This window comes from Aetokthonos hydrillicola CCALA 1050, from assembly GCF_017591665.1.
GTDB classification, from domain to species: Bacteria; Cyanobacteriota; Cyanobacteriia; order Cyanobacteriales; family Nostocaceae; genus Aetokthonos; species Aetokthonos hydrillicola.
Map to the genome: position 1 here is coordinate 32,511 of NZ_JAAKGC010000012.1, position 23,214 is coordinate 55,724.

Annotated in this window: 24 protein-coding genes; 11 read left to right on the forward strand and 13 right to left on the reverse strand. The window is 42.4% G+C overall.

Annotated features, from left to right (window positions below; translation table 11 throughout):
• Position 1 precedes the first annotated feature (1 nt).
• Positions 2-784 carry a hypothetical protein gene (locus G4P69_RS08395; RefSeq protein ID WP_208340071.1) on the forward strand — a complete coding sequence of 261 codons (783 nt, stop codon included), beginning with the start codon at positions 2-4 and terminating at the stop codon, positions 782-784.
• Between the two features lie 234 nt (positions 785-1,018).
• Here the strand turns inward: G4P69_RS08395 and G4P69_RS39090 are convergent, their stop codons facing one another.
• Complete coding sequence (locus tag G4P69_RS39090; protein ID WP_243902218.1) at positions 1,019-1,336, reverse strand: type II toxin-antitoxin system Phd/YefM family antitoxin; 318 nt, start codon at positions 1,334-1,336, stop codon at positions 1,019-1,021.
• A 139-nt stretch (positions 1,337-1,475) separates the two neighbouring features.
• Here G4P69_RS39090 and G4P69_RS08405 point away from each other — a divergent pair, with 139 nt between their 5' ends.
• Positions 1,476-2,297, forward strand: a complete 822-nt coding sequence (locus G4P69_RS08405; protein WP_208340070.1) for an NADPH-dependent oxidoreductase — start codon at positions 1,476-1,478, stop codon at positions 2,295-2,297.
• A 2-nt stretch (positions 2,298-2,299) separates the two neighbouring features.
• On the opposite strand, the gene G4P69_RS08410 is transcribed toward G4P69_RS08405, so the two are convergent.
• The 4 genes from G4P69_RS08410 to rsmA all read right to left on the reverse strand — a co-directional run bounded on the left by G4P69_RS08410 (position 2,300) and on the right by rsmA (position 5,011).
• The gene (locus G4P69_RS08410) at positions 2,300-2,602 is read right to left on the reverse strand and encodes a hypothetical protein (RefSeq protein WP_208340069.1); all 303 of its coding nucleotides are present in this window, start codon (positions 2,600-2,602) and stop codon (positions 2,300-2,302) included.
• Between the two features lie 53 nt (positions 2,603-2,655).
• Positions 2,656-2,967 (reverse strand): DUF3082 domain-containing protein, encoded by a 312-nt coding sequence (locus G4P69_RS08415; protein WP_208340068.1) that lies wholly within the window; start codon positions 2,965-2,967, stop codon positions 2,656-2,658.
• 20 nt (positions 2,968-2,987) lie between these two features.
• On the reverse strand, positions 2,988-3,938 hold the full coding sequence (gene ispE, locus G4P69_RS08420) for a 4-(cytidine 5'-diphospho)-2-C-methyl-D-erythritol kinase (RefSeq protein WP_208340067.1): 951 nt from the start codon (positions 3,936-3,938) through the stop codon (positions 2,988-2,990).
• Between the two features lie 239 nt (positions 3,939-4,177).
• Positions 4,178-5,011: a 16S rRNA (adenine(1518)-N(6)/adenine(1519)-N(6))-dimethyltransferase RsmA gene (gene rsmA, locus G4P69_RS08425; RefSeq protein WP_208340066.1), complete on the reverse strand. Its 834-nt coding sequence runs from the start codon at positions 5,009-5,011 to the stop codon at positions 4,178-4,180.
• A 336-nt stretch (positions 5,012-5,347) separates the two neighbouring features.
• On the opposite strand from rsmA, the gene G4P69_RS08430 reads away from it, so the two are divergent.
• Together G4P69_RS08430 and G4P69_RS08435 are read left to right on the forward strand one after the other, a co-directional pair.
• On the forward strand, positions 5,348-5,602 hold the full coding sequence (locus tag G4P69_RS08430) for a SemiSWEET transporter (protein WP_208340065.1): 255 nt from the start codon (positions 5,348-5,350) through the stop codon (positions 5,600-5,602).
• A 295-nt stretch (positions 5,603-5,897) separates the two neighbouring features.
• Positions 5,898-6,137: a hypothetical protein gene (locus G4P69_RS08435; protein ID WP_208340064.1), complete on the forward strand. Its 240-nt coding sequence runs from the start codon at positions 5,898-5,900 to the stop codon at positions 6,135-6,137.
• A gap of 391 nt (positions 6,138-6,528) precedes the next feature.
• Here G4P69_RS08435 and acnB read toward each other — a convergent pair whose 3' ends face one another.
• The gene (gene acnB / locus G4P69_RS08440; protein WP_208340063.1) at positions 6,529-9,180 is read right to left on the reverse strand and encodes a bifunctional aconitate hydratase 2/2-methylisocitrate dehydratase; all 2,652 of its coding nucleotides are present in this window, start codon (positions 9,178-9,180) and stop codon (positions 6,529-6,531) included.
• Between the two features lie 231 nt (positions 9,181-9,411).
• Here acnB and G4P69_RS08445 point away from each other — a divergent pair, with 231 nt between their 5' ends.
• From G4P69_RS08445 to G4P69_RS08465, 5 genes are all read left to right on the forward strand, one after another.
• Positions 9,412-9,726 (forward strand): 2Fe-2S iron-sulfur cluster-binding protein, encoded by a 315-nt coding sequence (locus G4P69_RS08445; RefSeq protein ID WP_208340062.1) that lies wholly within the window; start codon positions 9,412-9,414, stop codon positions 9,724-9,726.
• A 178-nt stretch (positions 9,727-9,904) separates the two neighbouring features.
• On the forward strand, positions 9,905-10,090 hold the full coding sequence (locus tag G4P69_RS08450; protein ID WP_208340061.1) for a hypothetical protein: 186 nt from the start codon (positions 9,905-9,907) through the stop codon (positions 10,088-10,090).
• Positions 10,091-10,232: 142 nt separating this feature from the next.
• A complete protein-coding gene (locus G4P69_RS08455) occupies positions 10,233-11,294 on the forward strand; it encodes a DUF3326 domain-containing protein (protein WP_208340060.1) in 1,062 nt (353 codons plus the stop codon).
• A 37-nt stretch (positions 11,295-11,331) separates the two neighbouring features.
• Positions 11,332-11,928, forward strand: coding sequence for a CPBP family intramembrane glutamic endopeptidase (locus G4P69_RS08460; RefSeq protein ID WP_208340059.1), 597 nt, complete (start codon positions 11,332-11,334; stop codon positions 11,926-11,928).
• A 274-nt stretch (positions 11,929-12,202) separates the two neighbouring features.
• A complete protein-coding gene (locus tag G4P69_RS08465; protein ID WP_310833925.1) occupies positions 12,203-12,763 on the forward strand; it encodes a DUF1016 N-terminal domain-containing protein in 561 nt (186 codons plus the stop codon).
• On the opposite strand, the gene purN is transcribed toward G4P69_RS08465, so the two are convergent.
• Positions 12,732-13,406: a phosphoribosylglycinamide formyltransferase gene (purN, locus tag G4P69_RS08470; protein ID WP_208340115.1), complete on the reverse strand. Its 675-nt coding sequence runs from the start codon at positions 13,404-13,406 to the stop codon at positions 12,732-12,734. The genes G4P69_RS08465 and purN overlap by 32 nt on opposite strands.
• A gap of 436 nt (positions 13,407-13,842) precedes the next feature.
• Between purN and G4P69_RS08475 the strand changes: the two genes are divergently transcribed.
• A complete protein-coding gene (locus G4P69_RS08475) occupies positions 13,843-14,499 on the forward strand; it encodes a pentapeptide repeat-containing protein (RefSeq protein WP_208340058.1) in 657 nt (218 codons plus the stop codon).
• Positions 14,500-14,627: 128 nt separating this feature from the next.
• Here G4P69_RS08475 and G4P69_RS08480 read toward each other — a convergent pair whose 3' ends face one another.
• The 3 genes from G4P69_RS08480 to fraC all read right to left on the reverse strand — a co-directional run bounded on the left by G4P69_RS08480 (position 14,628) and on the right by fraC (position 17,104).
• On the reverse strand, positions 14,628-15,407 hold the full coding sequence (locus G4P69_RS08480; RefSeq protein ID WP_208340114.1) for an ABC transporter permease: 780 nt from the start codon (positions 15,405-15,407) through the stop codon (positions 14,628-14,630).
• Positions 15,408-15,485: 78 nt separating this feature from the next.
• The gene (gene fraD, locus G4P69_RS08485; RefSeq protein WP_208340057.1) at positions 15,486-16,514 is read right to left on the reverse strand and encodes a septal junction protein FraD; all 1,029 of its coding nucleotides are present in this window, start codon (positions 16,512-16,514) and stop codon (positions 15,486-15,488) included.
• Positions 16,515-16,558: 44 nt separating this feature from the next.
• Entirely contained in the window at positions 16,559-17,104 is a 546-nt protein-coding gene (gene fraC / locus G4P69_RS08490; RefSeq protein ID WP_208340056.1) for a filament integrity protein FraC, read from the reverse strand.
• 298 nt (positions 17,105-17,402) lie between these two features.
• On the opposite strand from fraC, the gene G4P69_RS08495 reads away from it, so the two are divergent.
• Entirely contained in the window at positions 17,403-18,539 is a 1,137-nt protein-coding gene (locus G4P69_RS08495) for a cob(I)yrinic acid a,c-diamide adenosyltransferase (RefSeq protein WP_208340113.1), read from the forward strand.
• 348 nt (positions 18,540-18,887) lie between these two features.
• On the opposite strand, the gene G4P69_RS08500 is transcribed toward G4P69_RS08495, so the two are convergent.
• The 3 genes from G4P69_RS08500 to G4P69_RS08510 are packed head-to-tail and all read right to left on the reverse strand — an operon-like array spanning position 18,888 to position 23,211.
• Positions 18,888-19,970 (reverse strand): NAD(P)/FAD-dependent oxidoreductase, encoded by a 1,083-nt coding sequence (locus G4P69_RS08500; protein ID WP_208349344.1) that lies wholly within the window; start codon positions 19,968-19,970, stop codon positions 18,888-18,890.
• A gap of 27 nt (positions 19,971-19,997) precedes the next feature.
• Entirely contained in the window at positions 19,998-20,417 is a 420-nt protein-coding gene (locus G4P69_RS08505) for a hypothetical protein (protein WP_208340054.1), read from the reverse strand.
• Positions 20,407-23,211, reverse strand: a complete 2,805-nt coding sequence (locus tag G4P69_RS08510) for a LodA/GoxA family CTQ-dependent oxidase (RefSeq protein ID WP_208349353.1) — start codon at positions 23,209-23,211, stop codon at positions 20,407-20,409. The genes G4P69_RS08505 and G4P69_RS08510 overlap by 11 nt, the downstream gene beginning before the upstream one ends.
• Positions 23,212-23,214 lie beyond the last annotated feature (3 nt).

The window sequence follows — 23,214 nt, forward strand, 5'->3', positions numbered from 1 at the left end:
TATGACAGATATTCAGGTTTGGGCATTTCTAGTTGGGTGTAATCGATACTTAGACTATAGAACCATAGTTGCTCCCGATTTTATGTGTGACTCAAAAACGTCAAGCTTACTAGCTGAAAAAGCTGGTGGAAATTCAACACCCGGCGGAATAGCTTACTATCGCGAAATTCACAGCCCTAAGGACGGTGATCTCACTCTAGTTTTCCGTGTCATTGCAGCTAGAGCAGAAGATATAGGAATTGAAGGACAGGGAGTGCTGAAAGATTCATTTGGAAGAGAAATTGATTTAATAGAAGGTGTTGTTTTTAGAAAAAAAGAATTATTGGATAACATTGCATTTACAGAAGAGGAATTCGAGCCAAATTATGAAAAAAAATTGAAAAATGTTGCATTTTCAAAACAGGAATTCGAATCAATCCATAAAAAACTTGTAGTATATTATCATAAATTTTGGCAATGCACTCGCCCTGAATCTGTCATTCCATCAGAACCATCAAACAAGAACATAGAAAACAATGTAGAAAATAAACTTGAACTGAAACGTTTTGATGAATATTTTCCTTTAGAAAAAGAACAATCTTTACAACCCCCTCCTATAGATAACCTAAAACTGCAGGATGGTTCTGATATAACCATGCACTCTACTAGCAAAAATCCGGAGGAAACAAACATTTCTGCATCTGAAGACGAACCTCGTTCCTCTACATGCCTATTTTCTGGTATGGACAACCCTATTTGTAAGTTAATCAAGAAGTTGATCGGGATCTTCAAACTTTTCTTCTAATTTTTTGAATTATTCTTGTTTGGATGTTGCTTTTAGCTTTGGTTAATATGGTGTCCGGCTGAACACTTATAATAAGGCATGTAGTTGCTCTGTCTGCGCCAAGACAGTGATGGAGCGCTAAAGCGCAACTACGAACTTATTTTTATTTATAAGTAATTAAGCCGATGCGATATTGTAACATGTTTTAATTTGCTCTAAGCGTTGATCTATAGTGCAATATGGTTCAGTTAAAGCCTAAAGCTTAAAATCACGTAGGTTGGGTTGAGGGACAAAACCCAACATTTTTAGGATTTTGTTGGGTTGAACGAAGTGAAACCCAACCTTGTATCTTAGAAAGAGTAGTAGACCGTCCCAACTTTGGTCTTCAGACAAAATGGTTAGGGTTCCGATCGCACTACCGGGCTGTCGAGGCTGTCGGGGTGATTGGGGTTCGGCAATCAGTCTAGCGACGGTGCGATTTCCCGAAAAAATCTGCACTTCTTCACCGGGTTGCAGACTTGCAATCAGTTCGGCTAAACGAAGTTGGGCTTCTGCTAATTGTATGCGTGTCATTGTTTTGTAAGGTATATTCTACTATAGAAGCTAGTATGAACGATGGTTTTATATAGCTTTGTCTATCTCAGCTTAACCCTGAGTTGAATTAGGCAAAGCTTTAGAGGCTAAATATATCTATAGTAATTTGGGTCTGCAAATGACTAATCCTACTGATTTGCTAAGTCAGCGTTATGGTACTGGAGCAGTTGATACATATAACCGCTGGAATGACAGCCTAACGACTCTACTATCTCACCGTTCAATAAGAGCTTATTTACCTGATCCTTTACCACCTGGAACATTAGAAATATTGGTAGCAGCTGCCCAATCTGCTGCTACTTCCTCTAATCTCCAAACATGGAGTTTAGTAGCAGTAGAAGATCCAGAACGTAAGGAAAAGCTGTCAGAATTAGCTTCCAATCAAGCACATATTCGGCAGTGTCCTCTATTTTTAGTTTGGTTAGCGGATTTGGCTCGGTTAGCTCTCGCTGCTGAAAGCCGAGGATTGCCTCACGAAGGCTTAGATTACTTGGAAATGTTTCTAATGGCGACAATAGATGCTGCATTGGCTGCACAAAATGCAACTGTGGCTGCTGAGTCTCTGGGTTTAGGAACAGTGTATATTGGGGCGATGCGTAACAAACCGGAAGAAGTGGCGAAGGTACTAAATCTACCTCCCCAGGTTTTTGGTGTTTTTGGACTGTGTGTGGGCTATGCTGATCCTGCTAAGGAGGCTGCTATTAAGCCCCGGTTATCACAATCAGCTATATTGCATCGAGAAACTTATCAGCTAGCAGAACAATCGGAGGCGATCGCGCACTATGACGAAGTCATGAAAGCTTTCTACGCAGAACAACAAATGAATATTACTGGTGATTGGTCAGAACATTCAGCTAAACGGGTTGCTTTTGCTCAGTCTTTATCCGGACGCGATCGCTTAAGTGAAGCTTTGAAAAACCTCGGCTTCCAATTGCGCTGACATTAACTCTGTGCTGCTTCCTCTTGAGGTTCGACAGAGCTTGATTCCAAATCAGTTTCAGGTTCTGTCGTAACTTTTGGTTGAGGCTTAACGGGTTTTGGACCACGTGCTAGCGCCGGATTAACCGGGGGCTTAGATTCATCGGCAAAAGATCCTTTTTTACCTTTACCTGATGATCTATCACCTCTACCTTTTGATCTTTTCGGATTAGATTCAGCAGGAGATATAGAATCCGAATTCCCAGAATTTTTGTCAGTATTAAGTTTGGGCTGACGTTCAGATTTCTTAATTGGGCGTTCTACCATTGTTAACTTCTGTGAATTCCTTAATTATAATAACTCGCTTTGGCAGAGTAATTTTAACTCTTTTGTTTTGTCAATTGCTGCACTAACAACTGCACTGCTAACGCCAGTAACCCAACCGCTACTAAACCAAATATCCCAGTTCCCAAAGCAACGACACCGACGACTAAGGTACGTACAGCAGAGCCGATATTTATCACCATTGGATTATCTGAGTTAATTGGCTTATTAGCAAAGGTTGTGGCTATGCTAATCATCAGGGAATATAATGCAAACCCCAATCCTCCCGAAATGACTGCGCCGATTAAACAACGTAACGGAGTTGGGGGAACTGTTTCTGGTTGTTGGTTGACATTTGGTTCACTCATAGGATTTTTGTTTTGTCTCCTTAGACTAAGGATCGTACTTGAATTCCATGTGTCGTCGTCCGAGTGATAAACAATTCTAAATCCTCATCAGGAATTGTTTTTTCTACATGAAACTTAACTTGTTCTGCTTGTTGTTGAGATTCACATAAAGCAAATACACTGGGACCAGAACCAGACATCATTGTTCCTAAAACACCAGCACTTGCAAATACTTCTCGCAGTTGTAACACCTGCGGATATATGGGCAACACAACACGTTCTAAATCATTGTGTAGATTCTGCCCTATTTGCGCTGCGTCTCTGTGCACAATAGCTTTTACCATTGAGCCGGAGTGTACTGCTTCTGCACGTGATACTAAACTGTTTGCATCTCTAATGTAAGAGCTACCAAATTCCTGTCGGTAGGTTTTGTACGCCCAAGCAGTAGAAACTTCCAAGCTTCGATATTTACCTAATACCAGGTATATTGCATCTAAACTTGGTAAGGGAGAAAGTTGTTCGCCTCTACCTGTCGCAATAGCTGTCCCACCTGCCACACAGAATGGTACATCTGAACCCAATTTCGCTCCTAGTTCTTCCAATTCTATTTGAGTAAGCCCCAAATTCCACAACAGGTTCATTCCAATCAAAACTGCTGCTGCGTTCGTCGAACCTCCTGCTAACCCAGCAGCAACAGGAATATTTTTGTGAATGGTAATGTCTACACCGCCGTACTTGGCAAACACCTCTGGAAATTCTTCTGCCATGAGACTGGCGGCGCGGTGTGCGATATTACTGTTGTCTGATGGTACTTGCGGGTTGTCACACCGAACGCGGATCTTATCAGTGACACTTGCTTGTAAATCAATTTGGTCTGCAAGGTCAATACTTTGAAGTATCATGATTAACTCGTGATACCCATCAGGGCGATCGCCAATGATTTCTAGATACAGATTAATTTTAGCAGGGGCAATTAATGTGTAAGAACGCATAATAAAGGAGTCAGAAGTCAGGAGTCAGTAGTCAGGAGTCAGGAGTCAGGAGTCAGGAGTCAGGAGTCAGGAGGATTTTCCGTCTAGCTTCTGGACAAAAGCATTTTACTTCAGTTCCTGCCACAAATTACCAATAATAGAAACTCTATTCCCAATGCCCCATGCCCATTGCCCCATGCCCAATGCCCATTGCCCCATGCCCATTGCCCAATGCCCCATGCCCATTGCCCATTGCTTCTTCAGCGTAACTGATTAGATAAAGTTACCCACTGCTCCACACTAAGGTCTTCCGCTCTAGCTTGCGGGTTTATATTTAATTCTTCCAGTAATTGTGTCAGGCGATCGCGTTCTACAACAGATTGCAAATTATTTCGTAACATTTTACGCTTTGCTCCAAAGCCCAACTTGACCAAAGTTTCCAAAAATCGTGGATCTAGGGCTGGTGTTTCGATTTTGCGTGGAACTAGCCTTACTACTGCTGAATCTACTTTTGGGGGTGGATAGAATGCTCCTGCTGGGACTATACAAATTAATTCACAATTTGCCAAATATTGCACCCGTACTGATAATGCGCCAAATGCTTTTGACCCTGGTTTGGCAACCAGTCTTTGTGCTACTTCTTTTTGTACTAACAACACCAATAAGTCGTAGGGTTCTGGGTTTGGATTAGCGATCGTACCCAGCACTTTTTCTATAATTGGGCCAGTAATATTATAGGGAATATTGGCCACCACTTTATTTGGTTTTCCAAAAGCTGGAAATGGTGCGAGAAGAGACGCTAAATCTAGCGAAAGAAAATCTCCTTGCAGAAGCAAAAATTTCTCCTCACGACCAAGTTCTTTAGTCAATTGATTGCACAAGTCACGGTCAATTTCTACTGCGACTAAAGATTCTACCAAAGGCAAGAGGCGACGAGTCAGAATGCCTGTACCGGGACCAATTTCCAAAACCCGCTCATGACTTGGTTGTAATTGAGCAGCTTTAACAATTTCATTAAGAGCTTTTTCACTTTTTAGCCAATGCTGGGCAAAGGTTTTGCGTGGTTGAAACTCTTGTAACTTTCTTGCGTTCATTATTTTTGTCTTTCTGCTCGATTATACCGTAGTCTATGCAGGATCTTCATGAACGCCTCCGTGAAGAAGTGGCAATTTGGCAACTGCTCCAATGAACACAAGAGTATTCTATATGTATTGATGCGGTCTTGCTAAGACACACAGCATAAGGCAAAATCTCTTACCCCCGGCTAGCTACCGGGGTCTTTTATTGGAATTGACAGCACATCGGTTTATAAAGCATCGTGGTAAAATGAAGCGTCAAAACTCTAGCTAGATATAGGGGTATTAAGACTAAAAAGTCATAAAAAAATCCCCATCTTTTTAGAGGCGAGAGTGTTAAAGGGATGCACTACGATGGATTTGATTACAATTTTAGGGCTAGCTGCTGGTACATTAACAACTGCGGCTTTTTTGCCACAAATGTTTAAAACCTGGCAATCAAAATCAGCCAAAGATGTGTCCTTTTCTATGCTGATTACTTTTAATATTGGGATTTTCTTATGGCTGTTGTATGGTATCTTTCTTCAAGCTTTGCCGATTATACTAACCAACGCTTTAACTCTGCTGTTTAACATGATAATTTTATACCTGAAGGTCAAGTACAGCTAGCACTTAAGGGTTTCAATAATTCCCCTCTACACCCTAGTTTTTGTAAATTTTTGTAAAATAACTTGAAAAAGTTCTAGCTATGCCCATAATAGGCTGTAGCGAGAACACTTTCTTGATGCTTCTTAACATCATATTTTGCGTCAACTAGACGTTCGGTCTTGAGGAGTATTGACAAACCCCGAAGAATCTGGTATTCAGTAAAGAGCTTTGATCAATTAAGTAAAAGGCGTTAGCTCATCTCTAGCAGAAGAAATACTAACGCTCCTGATCTCACTTAAATATAGATATCTCCATTATGTCACACAACACGCATGACGACAATTCCAAGCCACAAAATCAAACAGTGGCTTACAAATCACGCCTGAACTCTTGGGCTGTTGCTCGTCTACTTCCTGATGAAGTACGACCAGAGATTGTAACGCGGTTCCGCAGCCGCTCTGATGCTGAAGGTCATTTGCACCTTTTACGCCGATTAACTCCTAGCGATCGCTTTGAAGTTATCTTTGATTGTCAACGAGAAGAATCTGTCAACTGAGATTTATCGACAGGCGGTAAAAATCAACAAACTCCGCTAACTGGTTACTCTTTTTTGGGATTATTAAGGTACAGTGCCTGAGAACACGCAGCCGGTACTTTCCTTTTTCCAAAAATACTTGGTGATTGTTTTCAAATTAAGAGAAATTGGCCATAGCCAATGCCCATTATCAAGGGATTAAAGATATTTTTAGGGTGTATTCAGATTTTCAAAATCAAGGCGGGAGAATGAGAAAACTCTATTAAAAATAGGGGAATGAAATCTGATACCGAGAGTTTGTAAACTCTGTATTTCCTCTTATTCTTTGGACTATATCTTTTTAAATTTACTTGCGTTTGTTCCATTTTGAAACAAAGCCCGCTTAGGCGGGCTTTGTTCAAATCTTAGGTACTTATTTGCTCATCCCCAAAATCTCCTCAATTTTAGGCATGTCTTCCACAGAAACCACACGCCCTTCATCCTCAAAACCTGGAATTTGATCAAAGTTTAAGTATCGATACAAATTCTCAGCGAAAGGATGTATCTTATTCACAACAATAGCCATATACTCTTCAACTGTCGGAATACGTCCAAGCAGCGCACACACTGCAGCTAATTCAGCCGAACCCAGATAAACTTGTGCATCTTTACCCATCCGGTTATTGAAGTTGCGTGTTGAAGTAGAGAACACCGTTGTACCATCTGCAACTCGCGCCTGATTACCCATGCACAAACTACAACCAGGCATTTCTGTCCGCGCACTTGCAGCATCAAAAATATCGTACACACCTTCTTTTTTCAGTTGGTATTCATCCATCCGAGTTGGAGGACAAATCCACAAACGAGTCTTGACTACGCCTGCACCTTCTAAAACTTTAGCAGTTGCCCGATAATGACCTATATTCGTCATGCAAGAACCGACAAAAACCTCTTGCACGGGATCGTTAGCCACTTCCGATAATAACTTGACATTATCAGGGTCATTGGGAGCAGCCACAATAGGTTCAACGATTTCGTTCAAATCAATTTCGATAATTTCGGCGTACTCTGCATCAGAATCAGCTTCCATTAATACTGGATTCGTGAGCCACTCTTCCATTTTGATAATGCGACGCATAATCGTGCGAGCATCTTGATAGCCTCTTGCTATCAGATTTTTCAATAGCGCCACATTTGAGCGCAGATATTCGGCAACTGTTTCTGTACTTAACTTGATAGTACAACCTGTACAGGACCGTTCAGCGCTAGCATCAGTCAATTCAAAAGCTTGTTCAACTTTCAAATCTGGCAAACCTTCTATCTCCATGATTCGCCCAGCGAAGACATTTTTCTTGTTCTGTTTCTCCACTGTCAGCAAACCTTTTTGAATTGCTACATACGGAATAGCATTCACAACATCTCGCAGCGTAATTCCAGGTTGTAATTTCCCTTTGAATCTTACCAAAACAGATTCTGGCATATCCAAGGGCATTGCACCTAAAGCAGCAGCAAACGCGACTAACCCAGAACCAGCAGGAAAAGAGATCCCCAAAGGAAAGCGAGTGTGAGAATCACCGCCAGTTCCTACCGTATCAGGTAGCAACATCCGGTTTAACCAAGAGTGAATAATACCATCGCCGGTACGTAAAGCAACACCACCACGAGAAGCGAAAAACGGGGGTAGATCTTGGTGTGTTTTGATGTCAACAGGTTTGGGATAAGCAGCAGTATGGCAAAAACTTTGCATCACCAAATCAGCAGAGAACCCAAGACAAGCCAGTTCCTTCAATTCGTCGCGGGTCATTGGGCCTGTGGTATCCTGAGAACCAACAGTCGTCATAAGTGGTTCGCAGGAAGTACCAGGACGTACCCCGGGTAACCCACATGCTTTACCTACCATTTTCTGTGCTAGGGTGTAACCTTTACCAGTGTCAGCAGGTTGCTGGGGACGGATAAAGACTGTGCTGGTTTGTAAACCAAGTGCTTGGCGGGTTTTATCGGTGAGAGTGCGTCCGATAAGTAAAGGAATGCGTCCACCAGCGCGGACTTCATCAAGGATGGTGTCGGGTTTGAGAGTGAAGGTTGAAATCACTTCACCAGCTTGATTTGTGATATGTCCTTTATAAGGGTAGATGGTAATTACCATACCCGTTTCCATCTTGGTAACATCGCATTGGATAGGCAAAGCACCTGCATCTTCAGCAGTGTTGAAGAAGATAGGGGCGATAGTACCACCTAAAATATATCCACCAGCACGTTTATTGGGTACGTAAGGAATATCGTGCCCGATGTACCACAATAAGGAGTTAATGGCAGATTTACGGGAAGAACCAGTTCCAACCACATCGCCTACGTAAGCGATGGGATGCCCAATTTTCTTTAACTCAGCAATGGTTTCCAATGCTCCAGGCATTCGGGACTCTAACATTGCTAAAGCGTGTAAGGGAATATCTGGGCGCGTGGTAGCGTGAACGGCGGGGGATAAGTCGTCTGTGTTTGTCTCGCCTGGAACTTTGAAGACGGTAACGTTGATAAATTCTGGTAAAACAGGACGACTGGTAAACCATTCGGCTTCTGTCCAAGAATCAATCACTCGCTTGGCAAAGGGATTGGTTTTGGATAATTCTAAGACATCATGAAAGGCATCATACACCAGCAAAGTTTTACTTAAAGCCGCAGCAGCGTGTGCTGCAATGGGTTCTTTTCCTTGCCCACCCATAACTAAAGGTGTTTCAGATGATGAGGATAAAGATACTGTAGGGAATTGCAGTAGTTCGATTAAGGACTGTACGTTATAGCCACCCACCATCGTACCTAGCAATTGTACAGCTTGGATAGGTGAAACTAAAGGGCTGGTAATTTCCTCTTTGGCAATGGCGGTAAGAAACCCTGCTTTAACGTATGCTGCTGGATCAACACCAGGAGAAACGCGATCGCGCAGCAAATGCAGTAGTAACTCCTCCTCACCGGCTGGTGGATTTTTCAGTAATTCACATAACTCTGAAGTTTGCTGTGCATCCAACGGTAAGGGGGGGATCAACCGTGCGGCTCTTTGTGCAACGTCTTGGCGGTATTGTTCTAGCATAATCCTGTCCAAATATTCATTTATTTTTTTTACTGTCTTGACAGCCGAGAAGTCTCTGACTAGGTTAGATTAGGTCAGTGCTAAGGACTTATGATGGTTGTAGAGATCTTCCTTAGCCAGTCAACTGATTTGGTGATAACTTTTGTGTGTGCATCCGTTTACGTAGGCTTTTCCCCTATTCCTTAAGATACAATATTTTTTCTGCCCGTTGCATGACGCTCACAATTGCATATGCCCAAAACTTACACTGTCGAAATTAACCATCAAGGAAAAACTCATACTTTACAAGTTCCCGAAAATGAGACTATTTTATCGGTTGCTGGCGCGGCTGGGTTAGATCTACCAAGTTCCTGCCATGCAGGTGTTTGTACAACTTGCGCCGGTCAAATTCTTGAGGGAACTGTAGATCAAAGTGATGGAATGGGTGTTAGTCCAGAACTACAAAAACAAGGCTATGTATTGCTTTGTGTCGCATATCCCCGCTCTGATTTGAAAATTCAGACAGAAAAAGAAGAAATAGTCTATAGTCTACAATTTGGTAAATAACGTTAGGGAGCAGGGGTTATCAGTGAACAGTTAACAGTTATCAGTGATCAAGGTGTATGGTAGGGGGCTTAAACCCAGAGATCAACACATTATTCTTGGCTGATAACTGATAACTGAATAACTGATAACTGTTTATCTGCCCCATGCCCCATGCCCATTACCCATCACCCATTGCTCTATGACAACCCATTTTATTACCGCTGAAATTGATCTCCAAGAAACTCCCACTGAACTGCAAAAAGTTATTGAAGCAGAGTTGAAAAAACAGGGAGAACCTTTACGCTGGGCGATTACATCTGTGGATGTTGGACAGCAAAAAGCTACTGTTGAAGCTGTCGTTACCAGAGAGGGTACTCAGGACTAGCTGAAGTAGGCTTTTCCACATTTAAGAAGTTACATTGTGATCTATTAGTGAGAAAAGCTTCAAACCCTATGCCCTATGCCCCATGCCCCATGCCCCCTTTTGTCTCAATATCTGACCTAGATGTGGAACATCTTAATATACAATGCGTCCATATACTGCTATTTTAATTGTTCCTACCGGTGTTGGAGCAGCAATTGGTGGTTATGCAGGCGATGCTTTGCCAGTGGCGAAAGCTGTCGCACAGGTTTGCGATCGCCTGATCACTCACCCCAATGTCCTTAATGGAGCAAGTTTGTACTGGAACCTACCTAACGCTTTCTATGTAGAAGGTTATGGACTGGACAAATTTGCCGCAGGAAGTTGGGGATTGCGCCCAGTTCATCAAAATAGGATAGGTTTACTTTTTGACCAAGGAATTGAGCCTGAGTTAAGGCTACGACACCTACAAGCAGCAGACGCAGCGAGAGCAACATTAGGATTGTCTCTAACCGACTATGTCATTACTGATGCGCCGTTAAATGTAGAGTTACGTACATCCGTGTCTGGCGCAAGTTGGGGAACAATTGGCAACCCAGATAGTTTGCTAAGAGCAGCGGAGGTACTGATTAAAAGGGCAAGGGCGGAGGCGATCGCAGTCGTTGCTCGTTTCCCTGATAATTTGGATGAAGTTGCTGAGCAAAACTACCGTTATGGTCAAGGCGTTGATCCCATTGCTGGTGCAGAAGCAGTTATTAGTCATTTAGTAGTGAGGACTTTTCAAATTCCTTGCGCCCATTCCCCTGCTCTTTCTCCTGTACCCCCAGATCCCAATTTATCTCCTCGCGCCGCTGCTGAAGAATTAGGCTATACTTTTCTACCGTGTGTACTTGTAGGGTTGAGTCGCGCCCCTCAATTTATCTTAAGGGAACCCCATGACTTACCTGAACCTACTGATATATGGGCTAATCAAGTGGATGCTGTGATTGTACCAGCAACGGCCTGCGGCAGTAGCGCTTTACTTAGTCTAAGCCAGCAGCGATGTCAAATCATCACTGTTGATGAAAATCAAACTAAAATAGAAGTCTATTCACAACCATTAGGGATAAAATCAATACAGGTAAACTCGTATTTAGAGGCACTGGGTGTCTTGGTTGCACATAAAGCAGGTATCAATCCATCTGCTTTATCTCCCCTGATATCACCCTTACACTCGTTGGTCAGTTAGTTGTTACTATAGTAATTCACTCTCTGTTAAAGTTCCCGTGGTCCAACCGCAAAAGCAAGAACCTGATATTCCGTACCTGACACGCACCCAAGTATTGGTAGCGATGGGAGTCACTGCAATTATTTTGTGGTCACTCTCTAAGCTATGGTTACGATTTAGCGACTTTTCTTTGATGTCCTGGCGCTGGGATGAAAAACAACTTCTTATAGGTATGGGCTTAGGCTTAACCATCACTGGGATGAGTGGGTTAGCTTATCAACTTTGCCCTCCTTATCGTAGAAGTGCTAATTATTACCTTGAAATGATCCTTAAGCCCTTGGTTTTGCCAGACTTAATTTGGCTAGGGCTACTACCCGGATTAAGCGAAGAACTTTTATTTCGTGGTGTTATGCTACCAGCTTTAGGCTTCGACCATTTAGCTGTCGTTGTGTCAAGTCTTTGCTTTGGTATTTTACACCTTAGTGGTTCCCAACAATGGCCCTATGTAATTTGGGCAACTATCGTGGGATTAATCTTGGGGTATAGTGCTGTTCTTACTGGTAATTTGTTAGTACCGATAGTCGCTCATATTATTACCAATTTGATTTCTAGCTATTTATGGAAGGCTGCACAGTCTTCAGCAGTAAAAAATTAAGGCTCTTCAGTACTTGTTATACTAAACTAAGAGTTAAAGTGCCAATTTAAAAACTCCTGTTACTTTAGGCAGTATATCTTTATACAGGTCATAGTAGTCATCTATGAAGCGGACAGTTATTACTGGTTTTCTCGGTGATATCGTTGACCAATTCTATAAACTAAGTAATTTCTTGGTTATCATACTCTACCCAGAGTGATGAAACAGAGCTATTCACACTCAAACCGCTACAGCTAGTGCAAGAATAAGATCACTGCTTGATACATTATTCGCCGTGACCGATCCCCTCTTTCCTGAATTGAGCAACTATGATGCTTTTTTAAGCACCCTTAAACAGCGCATTCGTACCGCGCAGGTGCAGGCAGCACTTGCTGTTAACCGAGAGCTAGTGCTGCTTTATTGGCAGATCGGTCGAGAAATTCTTGAGCGCCAGCAACAGGAAGGGTGGGGTACTAAAGTAATTGAGCATCTGGCGAAAGACTTAAAACGGGAGTTTCCGGAGATGAAGGGGTTCTCCCGTACAAACCTGCTCTACATGCGGGCTTTCGCGGAAGCCTACCCGGATGAGTCATTTGTCCACCAAGTTGGTGGACAAATTCCCTGGCGGCATAACTGCGTTTTGCTGGATCGTATAAAATCACCGGAGCAGCGGGTTTGGTACATCCAGCAGACCATTGAAAATGGCTGGAGCCGCGCCATCCTGGAGATGCAGATTGAAACCCGTCTTTATGAACGTTATGGGAATGCCGTCACTAACTTTAGCCAAACTCTGCCCAAACCCCAATCCGATTTAGCGCAGCAGCTTATGGTTGTGTCTGAACTGCCAGTGCGATAGCTTCGCTGCTGAGCAAAGCGCAGATCGCCATTGGTAAAATCCGATGTTCTTGGATTTGGATTCTAGCATGAAGTGTTTCTGGCGTATCGTCAGGTAACACTGGCACAGCGGCTTGCATCAAAATCGGGCCACTGTCCATTTCTAAAGATAACAGATGTACTGTACAACCAGTAATTTTTACACCTGCTGAAAGGGCTTGTTCTACAGCATGGGTTCCCTTAAAGCTAGGTAATAAGCTGGGGTGAATATTGATAATCTTGTTAGGAAAAGCATCGAGTAAAACAGGTGTTACTAGTCGCATCCAACCTGCCATAATTACCCATTCGATGTTATGCTGCTGTAAAATTTGTACAATTTGCTTATCAAACTCCTCGCGGTTTTTGTAATCGCGGTGATTCACCAATATAGATGGAACACCCCAGTTATTTGCTCGTACAGCAGCATAAGCATCTGGATTGTTATAAATTAAAACTTGAATTTCGGCAAACAACTGTCCGTCTTTGATGGCTTGGGCGATCGCCTCAAAATTACTTCCATTACCAGATGCCATAATCCCTAATTTTAAAGGAGCGTCTGAGCAAAAGGCATGATTAACAATACTAGGAGAGATCAGACTAACGGTAGAATCGGGGCAAAGCGTCATGTGACAGGGAGCGTTAAGTGTAAATGTCAAAAATTTATGGTAAATCCTGGTTAGATAATGATACTGTTGCTGCGTGGTTTTTTCTCACTCCAGCATTAATTTTGCTCTTGTTGTTTATAGACTGCTGTTGAATGTAGTACAATTACTCATAGTAATTTACTTTATTGTTAAAATTGCCTGACCTGTGGCAATTTAGCGCAAGTAAGTACTTAAAGTATATTTAAGATTATTTTAAAATTTGTTCGGTATTTTTGTACTAAGCATAATCTACTTGTAGGGTGTACTCTCAAAATGCAGTCAGCACCCCTGGATTGAATCCGGGGGGTTGGTGCGAGGAGCGTAGCTTTTAGCTGAAAAGCTATAGCTGACCAGTGATTTTTAAGACTCAAATTTTTATTGATGACAACGTATCGCCCTAAAGTCAAAGGACAATAACATGATCAATCATGGAAACCGACAAGATTTAATATTAAGTCAAATCACAGATAAAAGTCTTCAGCAAAGAGATTTTAGTGGATGTGATTTGAGTGGAATTGATTTGAGAGAGATCGATTTCAGTGGTATTAACTTAATAGGAGCAGATTTGCGTTGTGCAAATTTAAAAGGAGCCAATCTAAGTGGTGTAAACTTAAGTGGTGCAAATTTAACACAAGCAAATTTGGAAAAAGCATGTTTGGATGATGCTTCTTTGTGTGAAGCTAACTTGAGTGACGCTAATTTAAAGCAAGCAAATTTGTCTGGAGCTTTCTTATGGCGTGTAAAATTAACCAGAAGCCAGCTTTGGGGAGCTTCTTTGTGTAATGCAGATCTAAGCGAAGCAGATCTAAGTGAAGCATCATTAATTGAAGCGTCTTTGATTGAAGCTAATTTAGTGAGAGCAAATCTTACCGGAGCAAACTTATCTGGGGCGATGCTACTAGAAGCTAATTTACATCAAGCTAACCTAACAGGTGCAGATCTTACATGGACTAATTTAACAGATGCAAATTTAAGTGGGGCAAATCTTTGGGAGGCAAAAATATCTTTTACAAAGAAACAAGGTACAATCATGCCTGATGGCACAATTCATCAGCCTCAAATAATCTATTTTTGAGCTACCAGTGTAAATCTTAAAAGAAAGAATTCAGAAGTCAGGAGTCAGGAGACAGCATGATTCTGTAACATTAGCGAATCAATTGAGACTTCATACTGAATTCTGAATTCTGACTCCTGACTCCTTTATTAAAATTCTCGTCGTGAGAAGATAAGAATGGCGATCGCTAACAGCATAGTTGTGTACATCAAGCTATAGCCACCATTCATAACTAATGTAGTAGATTCAGGTAAAGCTTGTATTCCATAGACAGCATTATTCTTCAAATCTAATCGCGATAAATCTGGTAATACAAGATATAAACCTTGAGTAAAGCGTTCAATACCAGGATTGTGACTCAGACGACCAAGTTTTAGTATGTCTTGAGTAATATGTCCCATTAAATAAATTCCAAAGGTTAACGCTGTCGCTAATAAGGAACTCGTGAACACTCCCAAAGTAATAGCAAAAGAAGTGATCAAAGACATTTCCAAGAATAGAAAAATAGAAGCAATCACAATACTTGTTGCTGGGTAAGCAATTTTTCCAAGCTGCAAAAATCCTAGGTAAATTGCTGTCATGGAAAAAATAAACACTGCTAGCACAGTCAACAAACCTAAGTACTTACCGACGATAAATTCACCGCGACTAATAGGTTTAGCTATTAATACCAAAACAGTGCGTTTCTCAATTTCCTTATTAACTAGTCCAGCACCAACAAATACAGCAACAATTAAGCTAATAGCACTCATCGATGCTAGACCAAAGTCTAAAAACATTTTGTGTTCTGTCGCAGCGGCAAATTCAGGAAATAGACGGATAGCCGCAGCAAGTATGAAAGCATAAAAGCCAATAATGTAAAGGATGCGATCGCGCATCACTTCCCGAAATACATTTGTTGCTATTACAGAGACTCTTGTTATGTTCATAGTTATTAAGTTAACAAGTAATGAGGCAGAACTCATTACTTATTATTCCCCTCAGATCAGCATTTCTCCCACTCTTAACTATTGAGGTGGTGGTGCTTCCCTAATAAATTTACTGACGCGATCGCACTCAATTTCTGCAATAGTGGAGTTGTCTTCTATTTTTTTCGGAGTTCCAGTCGTACCATTTCGAGATACTGCAACTGGATCAACTCGACAATTTTTTCGGAAATAATAGCCAGTTGAATTAGCACTAGGACCAGTCCAAATACTAAGTAAATCTAGTTTATAACCTGATTTGACATTAGATATACGGGGTTCAACGTGCCATAGATACCTCTCGTCATATTGAGCTAGTTGTGATTGTATGACTTGCTTACCTAAATCACCAACTCTTTTGCGTGCGTCAATTAACCATTGTTCTACTTCAGACCAAGGTTTTTTAGATATTTGGTCTTCTACTAGTGGGGTCAGATTATCTAAAATAAGAACCCCGTTTTTCGGAACCTTGACAAATGAATTACTTTTGAAAACTAAGGCACTGCGATTAATATTATCAACTTGTATACTAGGATATTCGTCGAGCCAATTATTTACAACAAAGCAGAACTGTAACCAACAACTAATCACCATACAAGAGCCAACTAGAACGATCATTCTTTGACGTTCGTCTACGCGAGGAATCTGAGTTTTTACATCGGTCCCACTTCCTTCAAAGAATTCCGGAATTGCAGTGATTATTGCAGCGAGTGTTGGCCAAAGAACTATTGTCTTTGATGTAATAAAGTCCTTGTCTTGTCCAAAGGCAAAAACACTGACTAAAAATCCCGTTATCACTGCACCCACTGGCATATTGGTACTTGGGATATATAAAGGTTTATCAGTGGTATACCAAGCTGTACCACTAATTAAAAATAACCATCCACAAATTGCAATTAATTCCTTTACATAGCCTGTCGACAAAGATGATATGAGCCACGAAAAAAGACTTAAATAAATTAATGTTTGCCAGGAATAAGCCTTGGGCGGAATTAACAGATGTCTAAGCCGTTCATAAATGCTGTCAAATATTTTTAAAAATCCTAAGAAATCTCTAAAAAATACGTTCATATGTTTCTCCTTTAGTTTCTCCAAAAATGGAGATATATATTTTTCTACACATAGGCAGAACGAATAAACACAATGATTACAATTACCGTATAGCTCAATGAATTGGCTATTAAGAGTGAAGTAACCAAATTGCTATTCTGCCATTTAAATTTATTGTTTCTGCGAGAATTACGCCGTTTAATTATTTCAGTTTGTGGTTTATTTTTACTTGGATCACTTAATGAGATTAACATCACTTTCATTAGTATGTATTTCACTAAAAAAGTAGCAAAGAAAATTATGAAGGCGGTTAATACTATAATACTTTGGATATGATTTGCATATCTAAGTTGATTAAAAAATATATAATCCACTAATTCGGCTTTAAATCTAACTGGTAACATAGGTTCTACAAAGAAAAATATTATCCAGCCAATTACGCTTGAAAAAACATTTATAGCAATAGCATAAAAACTACTAGTTCTTCTATCAAAATTGAGCCTTCGCTGTAAAATATAGGCTTCTATGGCAATTGCTACCAGTAGAAATAAAAAATCGAATAAAATTACACCGAGCGGAAAAACTCTAGGAAGAAAAGGATAATCAATCATAATCTGGTAACCGGTACGATGTGACTGTAAGAGAGTATACCTGAAACAGAGCAATGGGCAATGGGCAATGGGCATCGGGCATGGCGCATAAGGTAAGTAGTCGCGCAACGTCGCCTGAAACACTTGTGAAACGGTGATCCCAGTTTCAAGAAATATATAAAGAATTTTGCATAATCACTCATAGGTCATAGATAGGGAAATTGCAACCTTAACCAACACCCAATTCCCCATGCCCATTGCCCTATGCCCTCTTCAATTGTTGTAATATGAAACTTCTACGTTAGAGCTTTTGGCGATGATGACAAGGAACGGCATCGGTATTCGTACAGCGCAAGTACGCTCTTCTAGGCTTACAGGCCAAATTCACGTTTACGATGGTATAGGAAAAGGTAAGTCTCAAGCGGCTTTAGGGGTTGTTTTACGCTCCATTGGCTTGGGGATCAATACACAATCACATTCTAACCGTGTTTTACTGCTCCGGTTCTTAAAAGGACCAGAACGCGATTATGATGAAGATGGTGCAATTGCAGCACTACAAAGGGGTTTTCCCCATTTAATTGACCAAGTAAGGACTGGTAGAGCAGAATTTTTTGGACCAGATGAGATTACTCGGTTTGATCAAACAGAGGCGGCGCGGGGTTGGGACGTTGCTAAAGGTGCCCTTGCTTCGGGTTTGTATTCAGTTGTTGTACTAGACGAAATTAACCCTGTCTTAGATTTGGGTTTACTGGATGTAGAAGAGGTAGTGCAAACACTAAAATCTAAACCTCAAGAGTTGGAAATTATCGCGACAGGACGTGCTGCACCACAAAAGTTACTAGATATTGCAGATTTGCACTCAGAAATGAAACCCCATTACCATCCGACAGCTTTAGCACAAGGAATTAAGGGTATTGAAATTTATACAGGTGCTGGGAAAGGTAAGTCTACTAGTGCTTTGGGCAAAGCTTTGCAAGCTATAGGTAGAGGAATTAATCATCCTGGATCTACCCGTGTGCTGATTATGCAGTGGCTTAAAGGTGGTACTGGCTACACGGAAGATGCAGCGATCGCCGCTTTACAGCAATCATATCCTGAAGTTGTGGATCATCAACGCTGTGGCCGAGATGCTATTGTTTGGCGTAACTCCAGACAAGAATTAGACTATATTGAAGCTGAACGTGGTTGGGAAATCGCTAAGACTGCGATCGCGTCTGGTCTTTACAAGACAATTATTCTTGATGAACTTAATCCTACTGTTGATTTAGAGCTACTACCTGTTGAGCCAATTGTCCAAGCTTTACTACGTAAACCCCGCGATACTGAAATTATTATCACTGGTCGCTGTCAAAATCAGCCGAAATACTTTGACTTAGCTAGTATTCATTCTGAAGTTTATTGTCACAAGCACTACGCCAATCAGGGTGTAGAACTTAAAAGAGGGGTAGATTTTTAAAAAAATTTAACACAAAGAATTCAGGAGTCAGGAGTCAGGAGCCAGAATGAGTCCTGTCTCCTGAATTCTAACTCATTATTATTTATAGGGTGAGGAGTTCAAATAGTGACTCTTCCCCTTTGTGAAGTTATTTGAAGAAGGAAAAAATTATGGACAACAGTAATGTACTTGACTTAGTGACAGGGGGAATTGCGATCGCAATTCTTCTGGGCGGTATGCTAATGATGTTTACCACTATTTTTACTACAAAAAATTGAGCCACTCCCCGCGCTAAAGGACGGGGCTTTCAGTCTCCCGTACTATCTTGGTAAAATTAAAAATGAGCCAGGCAGTCGAGTGCGGATTCCCCTAATGGCGTCTGAGCCAAAACCGGCTTTGGCTCCAGCGCTGCTCTTGAGCACTGTATTGCCTGTGGATCTGCCGATAATGCTCGAACTCCTGTCGCACCAAACTAGCATATTTAGCCAGTCCTGTAGTCTTTTGTTTGGTGAGCTGATCACCAATGGCATATCCCGCAAAAATACCGAAACGCAAGCTCTTAGTAATTCCTTGCGCTGACAGAGGATCATAAGCAGAAGCTGCATCTCCCACTGCCAGCCAATTGTCTCCACAAATTTGATCAAGACATGTCGAATTGGCCGGACGCACAATCACCTCATTTTGTAGTAAACAATCTCCTACACTGGCTTGAATCCAGCAGGTTTTTCCCAGTAGTGCTAGCCAGCGATCGCGATCTTTCAACCCCAACTCACGGGCAAGATCACTATCGGTCAAACAAGCAACTACCCGACAGTTGTTTGCCAGTGCCGTATACCACCACCCATTGGGAAAAGATTCAATTAGTGTACTGGAAGTGGGATGAGTATTAATTGTGAAGAAACCAACGAAGGCAGTTAAATGATCAAAAACCAACAACCGTCCCATTTTGCGGGCAACTGTTGCTCGTCGTCCTGTTGCATCTACAAGGAAACGGGTTTGGAGTGAGGTTCCATTGGAAAGGTGGAGATGCCAGAGATTGTTGGGTGTGAAGTTGGGTTGGATAATCGACGCCAATTTCGCCTTTAGTTGCACTTCAACACCCCGTTGAGACACTTGCTCCCCCAAAAACTGATCAAAACGGGTTCGAGTCAAATGCCACCCCTCACCCCGTGCCGAATAGATGAAATGGTTTTCCAAGAGGAAGGGTTGTCCCCAAGCTGCAGCTTGACTATGAACTGAGCGAAATTGCTCTGCTTCAAACCCCTCCCAAATGCCCAAATGGGTCAACAATGGACGAGCAATAGCTGGTAAAACTTCCCCCACGCGCTGGTGATCGTAAGCTGAAGATTCGAGCAAAATCAGATCAAGGGTAGGGAAGTGAGATTGCAACGACAACGCCGTGGCGCAGCCTGCTGGACCTCCGCCTAAAATCACAACATCATAGGTATTCAACAGCAAACTATCCTAATCCTATCGAGATTAACCCTTTCGTACCGCATAGAAAGAAGCAACCACACCCGCTGGGGAAATACCTCCCCCCGAAGACGAATGAGGAATAGTTCGCACAACAGATCCTACCATCGCTAGCTTTTGCAATGTGGCATCGCTATTGGGCCAGTCTGGTACTAACCAGGCAATATAGTCATAGATCCACTCCTCACCATTAACTAGCCCCTTCCCCTGAAAACGGGCTTGCATGGGAAATCCATAGGCTCGGCTACCATGTAACTCTAAAGACCAGCCGTCCCCGCCAATGGTGCCTTTCAGCAGTTGAAAGTCTGCCTCGTGAATAGCGATCGTACCTCGACCAAATTCCAAGTTATTAAAAGGCTTAGTAATATCAGGATCATTTAAGAGACTGCGATAGGTCCAAGAACCAACGAAAGGGTTATTGTTCATGTTCTACGTCCTCCGGTGTACGTTCAACGCTAATATATTTTGTGTCTGGAGATGGCTGATCTAGTTCAGATTCTGGTAGGTAAGGGTTACGAATGATAAAGCCGAGACGAGACCATTCCGTCACCATTTTGAGGTCCCCCGCATTGGTCTGGGGTATGCCACGAGACCAGTTGAGGTACTGATATTGGGGGCGGTTGTTTTGCTCATCAAAACCCACCACTTCGTTGGCTTGCAGGGGGCGATGGGCAGGCCACCATAGAGTGTCCCATACCTGCTGGTCTCGTTTCAGCAAGGGAGCGTTTTCACTATTGCTTAAGAGTAAATTCCAATCTTCGTAGGTGATATTGATTGGCTGAGTACTACATTCATTGAAGTCAGCTTGCCAGGGTAACGCCATTTGTTTGGTGAAGTCTCCCGGCTGCAAGCCCCGCTCAAAATTACTGTCTTGGCTGAGGTTTATATCGACCGAAGAGGTGTAATCTTGTGCTGGAACTCCCCGATAATTGGCCTGAGCCGCAGTTTGGGGAAAGTTGAAAAAATCTGGATCAGCTTTCAGTCGGTACGGTTCTTTGTAAACGGAAGCATTGCGAATCAGCCAACCTACTTCCCCACCAGGACAGAAGGCACCACCCAATACGTTCATCAATACGCCCCGATCTAGATCTCGTCCTGTTTTATTGATCCAGTATTTGTAGGGTTGAAACACATCGATTTGATCTGGTTTGATCCAACCTTCATCGATCTCGTTATAGAATTTGCCGTGGGCCCATTGTCGCAGGATATAAAGCTGATAGTCAGTCAGGCGCAGGAACTTGGATGGCGTAACATTAGTTAGGGGATTGTCTCCTGCTAATAAGGGCATCAGGGGGAGATTAAAAGTGCGGTTTTTGGGTGCACCACCGAGCCGGAAGCGATTTTCTTCATCAGGCTGTCGCATGACATCATAAAGAAACATCCGCTGGTTCCTGAAGCGATCATAGGTACAATTCTCCTGCACTTGTTTAAAATAATCTGTCAACAGTTTTCCAGTACGAAATTCCTGGAGACGTTGAGACAAATCAACTAAATGCTTTACGGAGTCGGGCTTTTCCTCTTCTTCCTGAGAGGGACGACGAGCAAGGGTCTGAATCAACTTCTTCACACCCCCAACGTTAGCTTTGTCTCCTCGATCAGCATCCATGCGATCGCTCATGACATTGACCAGCAGCTCATTGACCTCATCTTTTAGATTTTGTGTAGCGGTCTCGTAGTCACGTTTTAGGTCACTTTCTTCCGACTCAGCTTGAACTTGTGTATAAAGCTCTTGCCAACTGTGCAGATATTGAACCGGGTCTTGACCCAGACCTTCATCTGCATAAATTTGTTGTGCTAAGGATTCTATGGCTGCGACAAATTTCGCCGCTATAGACTGGATTTGCTGCCAATATTTTTCAGACTTTGCAATGGTATGGACAAAACCGTGGCTAAAGTCATGGGATTCTTTTTTGAGTTTTTCATCCCACAGATGAAATTGTAGTTCTAAAGATTCTACCAAAAGTTCTCCGCTGCGATGTTTTTCAAGCAGTTCCTGCTGTTTGCGCTTGAGAGCGTTGTGCAGAATTTGGGGTGGTATGGACAGTTTCTCAGGATCGATGTTGCCACGCTCGCTTTGGTTATGGGGAAAGTTGGACTGTTGCAGCACATTCGTCAGGTTGGTGAATTCATCAGCGCGGAACAGAATAGGCCAAACATCTCTATAAAACCAGGGTTTATACTGAGAATTCCAGGTGAGACGGCTCCGTTTCCAATGCATTAAAGCACCAGGATCGTTGGTATCGATCTCCTGGGGATGATTGAAGGTACCTGCTTTGCCATAAATGTCAGTGCGATAGGCAAATTCCCGGATTGCCAAATCGTAAACCACATCTTCTGCCGTAATGATATCGAGGATTTCTGGCACATAGGCGGGATAGCCAACTACAACCCAAGCGGGATATTCCACATCAATAAAGCGCTGGCGATCAACTTCAGGAGAATACATTACCAACCGCGCCATGACTACTCCATCGGAAGTGTCATCAAACCAACCATCGTTATTGGCATAGGTGTCAATGCGGGGATGTCCTAGCCCTCGCTTAGTTGTGCCAGAGTTGCCATGGCCGCCCAATACAAGCAGACGACCTGCATTGTCTGTTTTTATTTCTCCAAGAGTATCAATTGAGTGGGGCAATAGTTCTGGCGGAAATGTGGGGGCATAGACATCGTTGTTATCTCGACTGAAACTTGCCTGACGACGATCTCTGACATTTACCACCTGGCCACCAGGGTCGATAATCAATTGTTGACGAGCTTCTGACTCTGTAAGATTGGCATTGCGTCGGGGATGGTCAGAAGCATAGCCATGTTCTCCTTTGCGGGCATCAAATTCATACCAAACAGCTTTTTTGTTAGCTAAATACACTCGCCATTCAATGTCTACTAGAATGCCCTCGTTGCCACCCCCTTGAATTTTGTCGCCTAGCTTGAGGGGGCGACCCTCTGGAGAGTCGTTATCGTAAACATAAAGATGAAACCGAGCGGCCTGACGCTTGATCCGTCCTTTGTTATCTTTAAACTTGGTAATGGTCACTTCAGGCTTGCCATCAGGGGAAGATAAGGGGTTGCCTAGGGCATCGCAGTCAATGGGCAAAGCAGCAGGTTTTTCTGGCGAAATGCAAAATTCGGTGGGACTATCCCCCAATCGCGCAATACCAATACCAGGATGGATCCGGTAGGTTGGAACTGCTTGTTTGTCTGTACTTTTGTTTACACTCATATC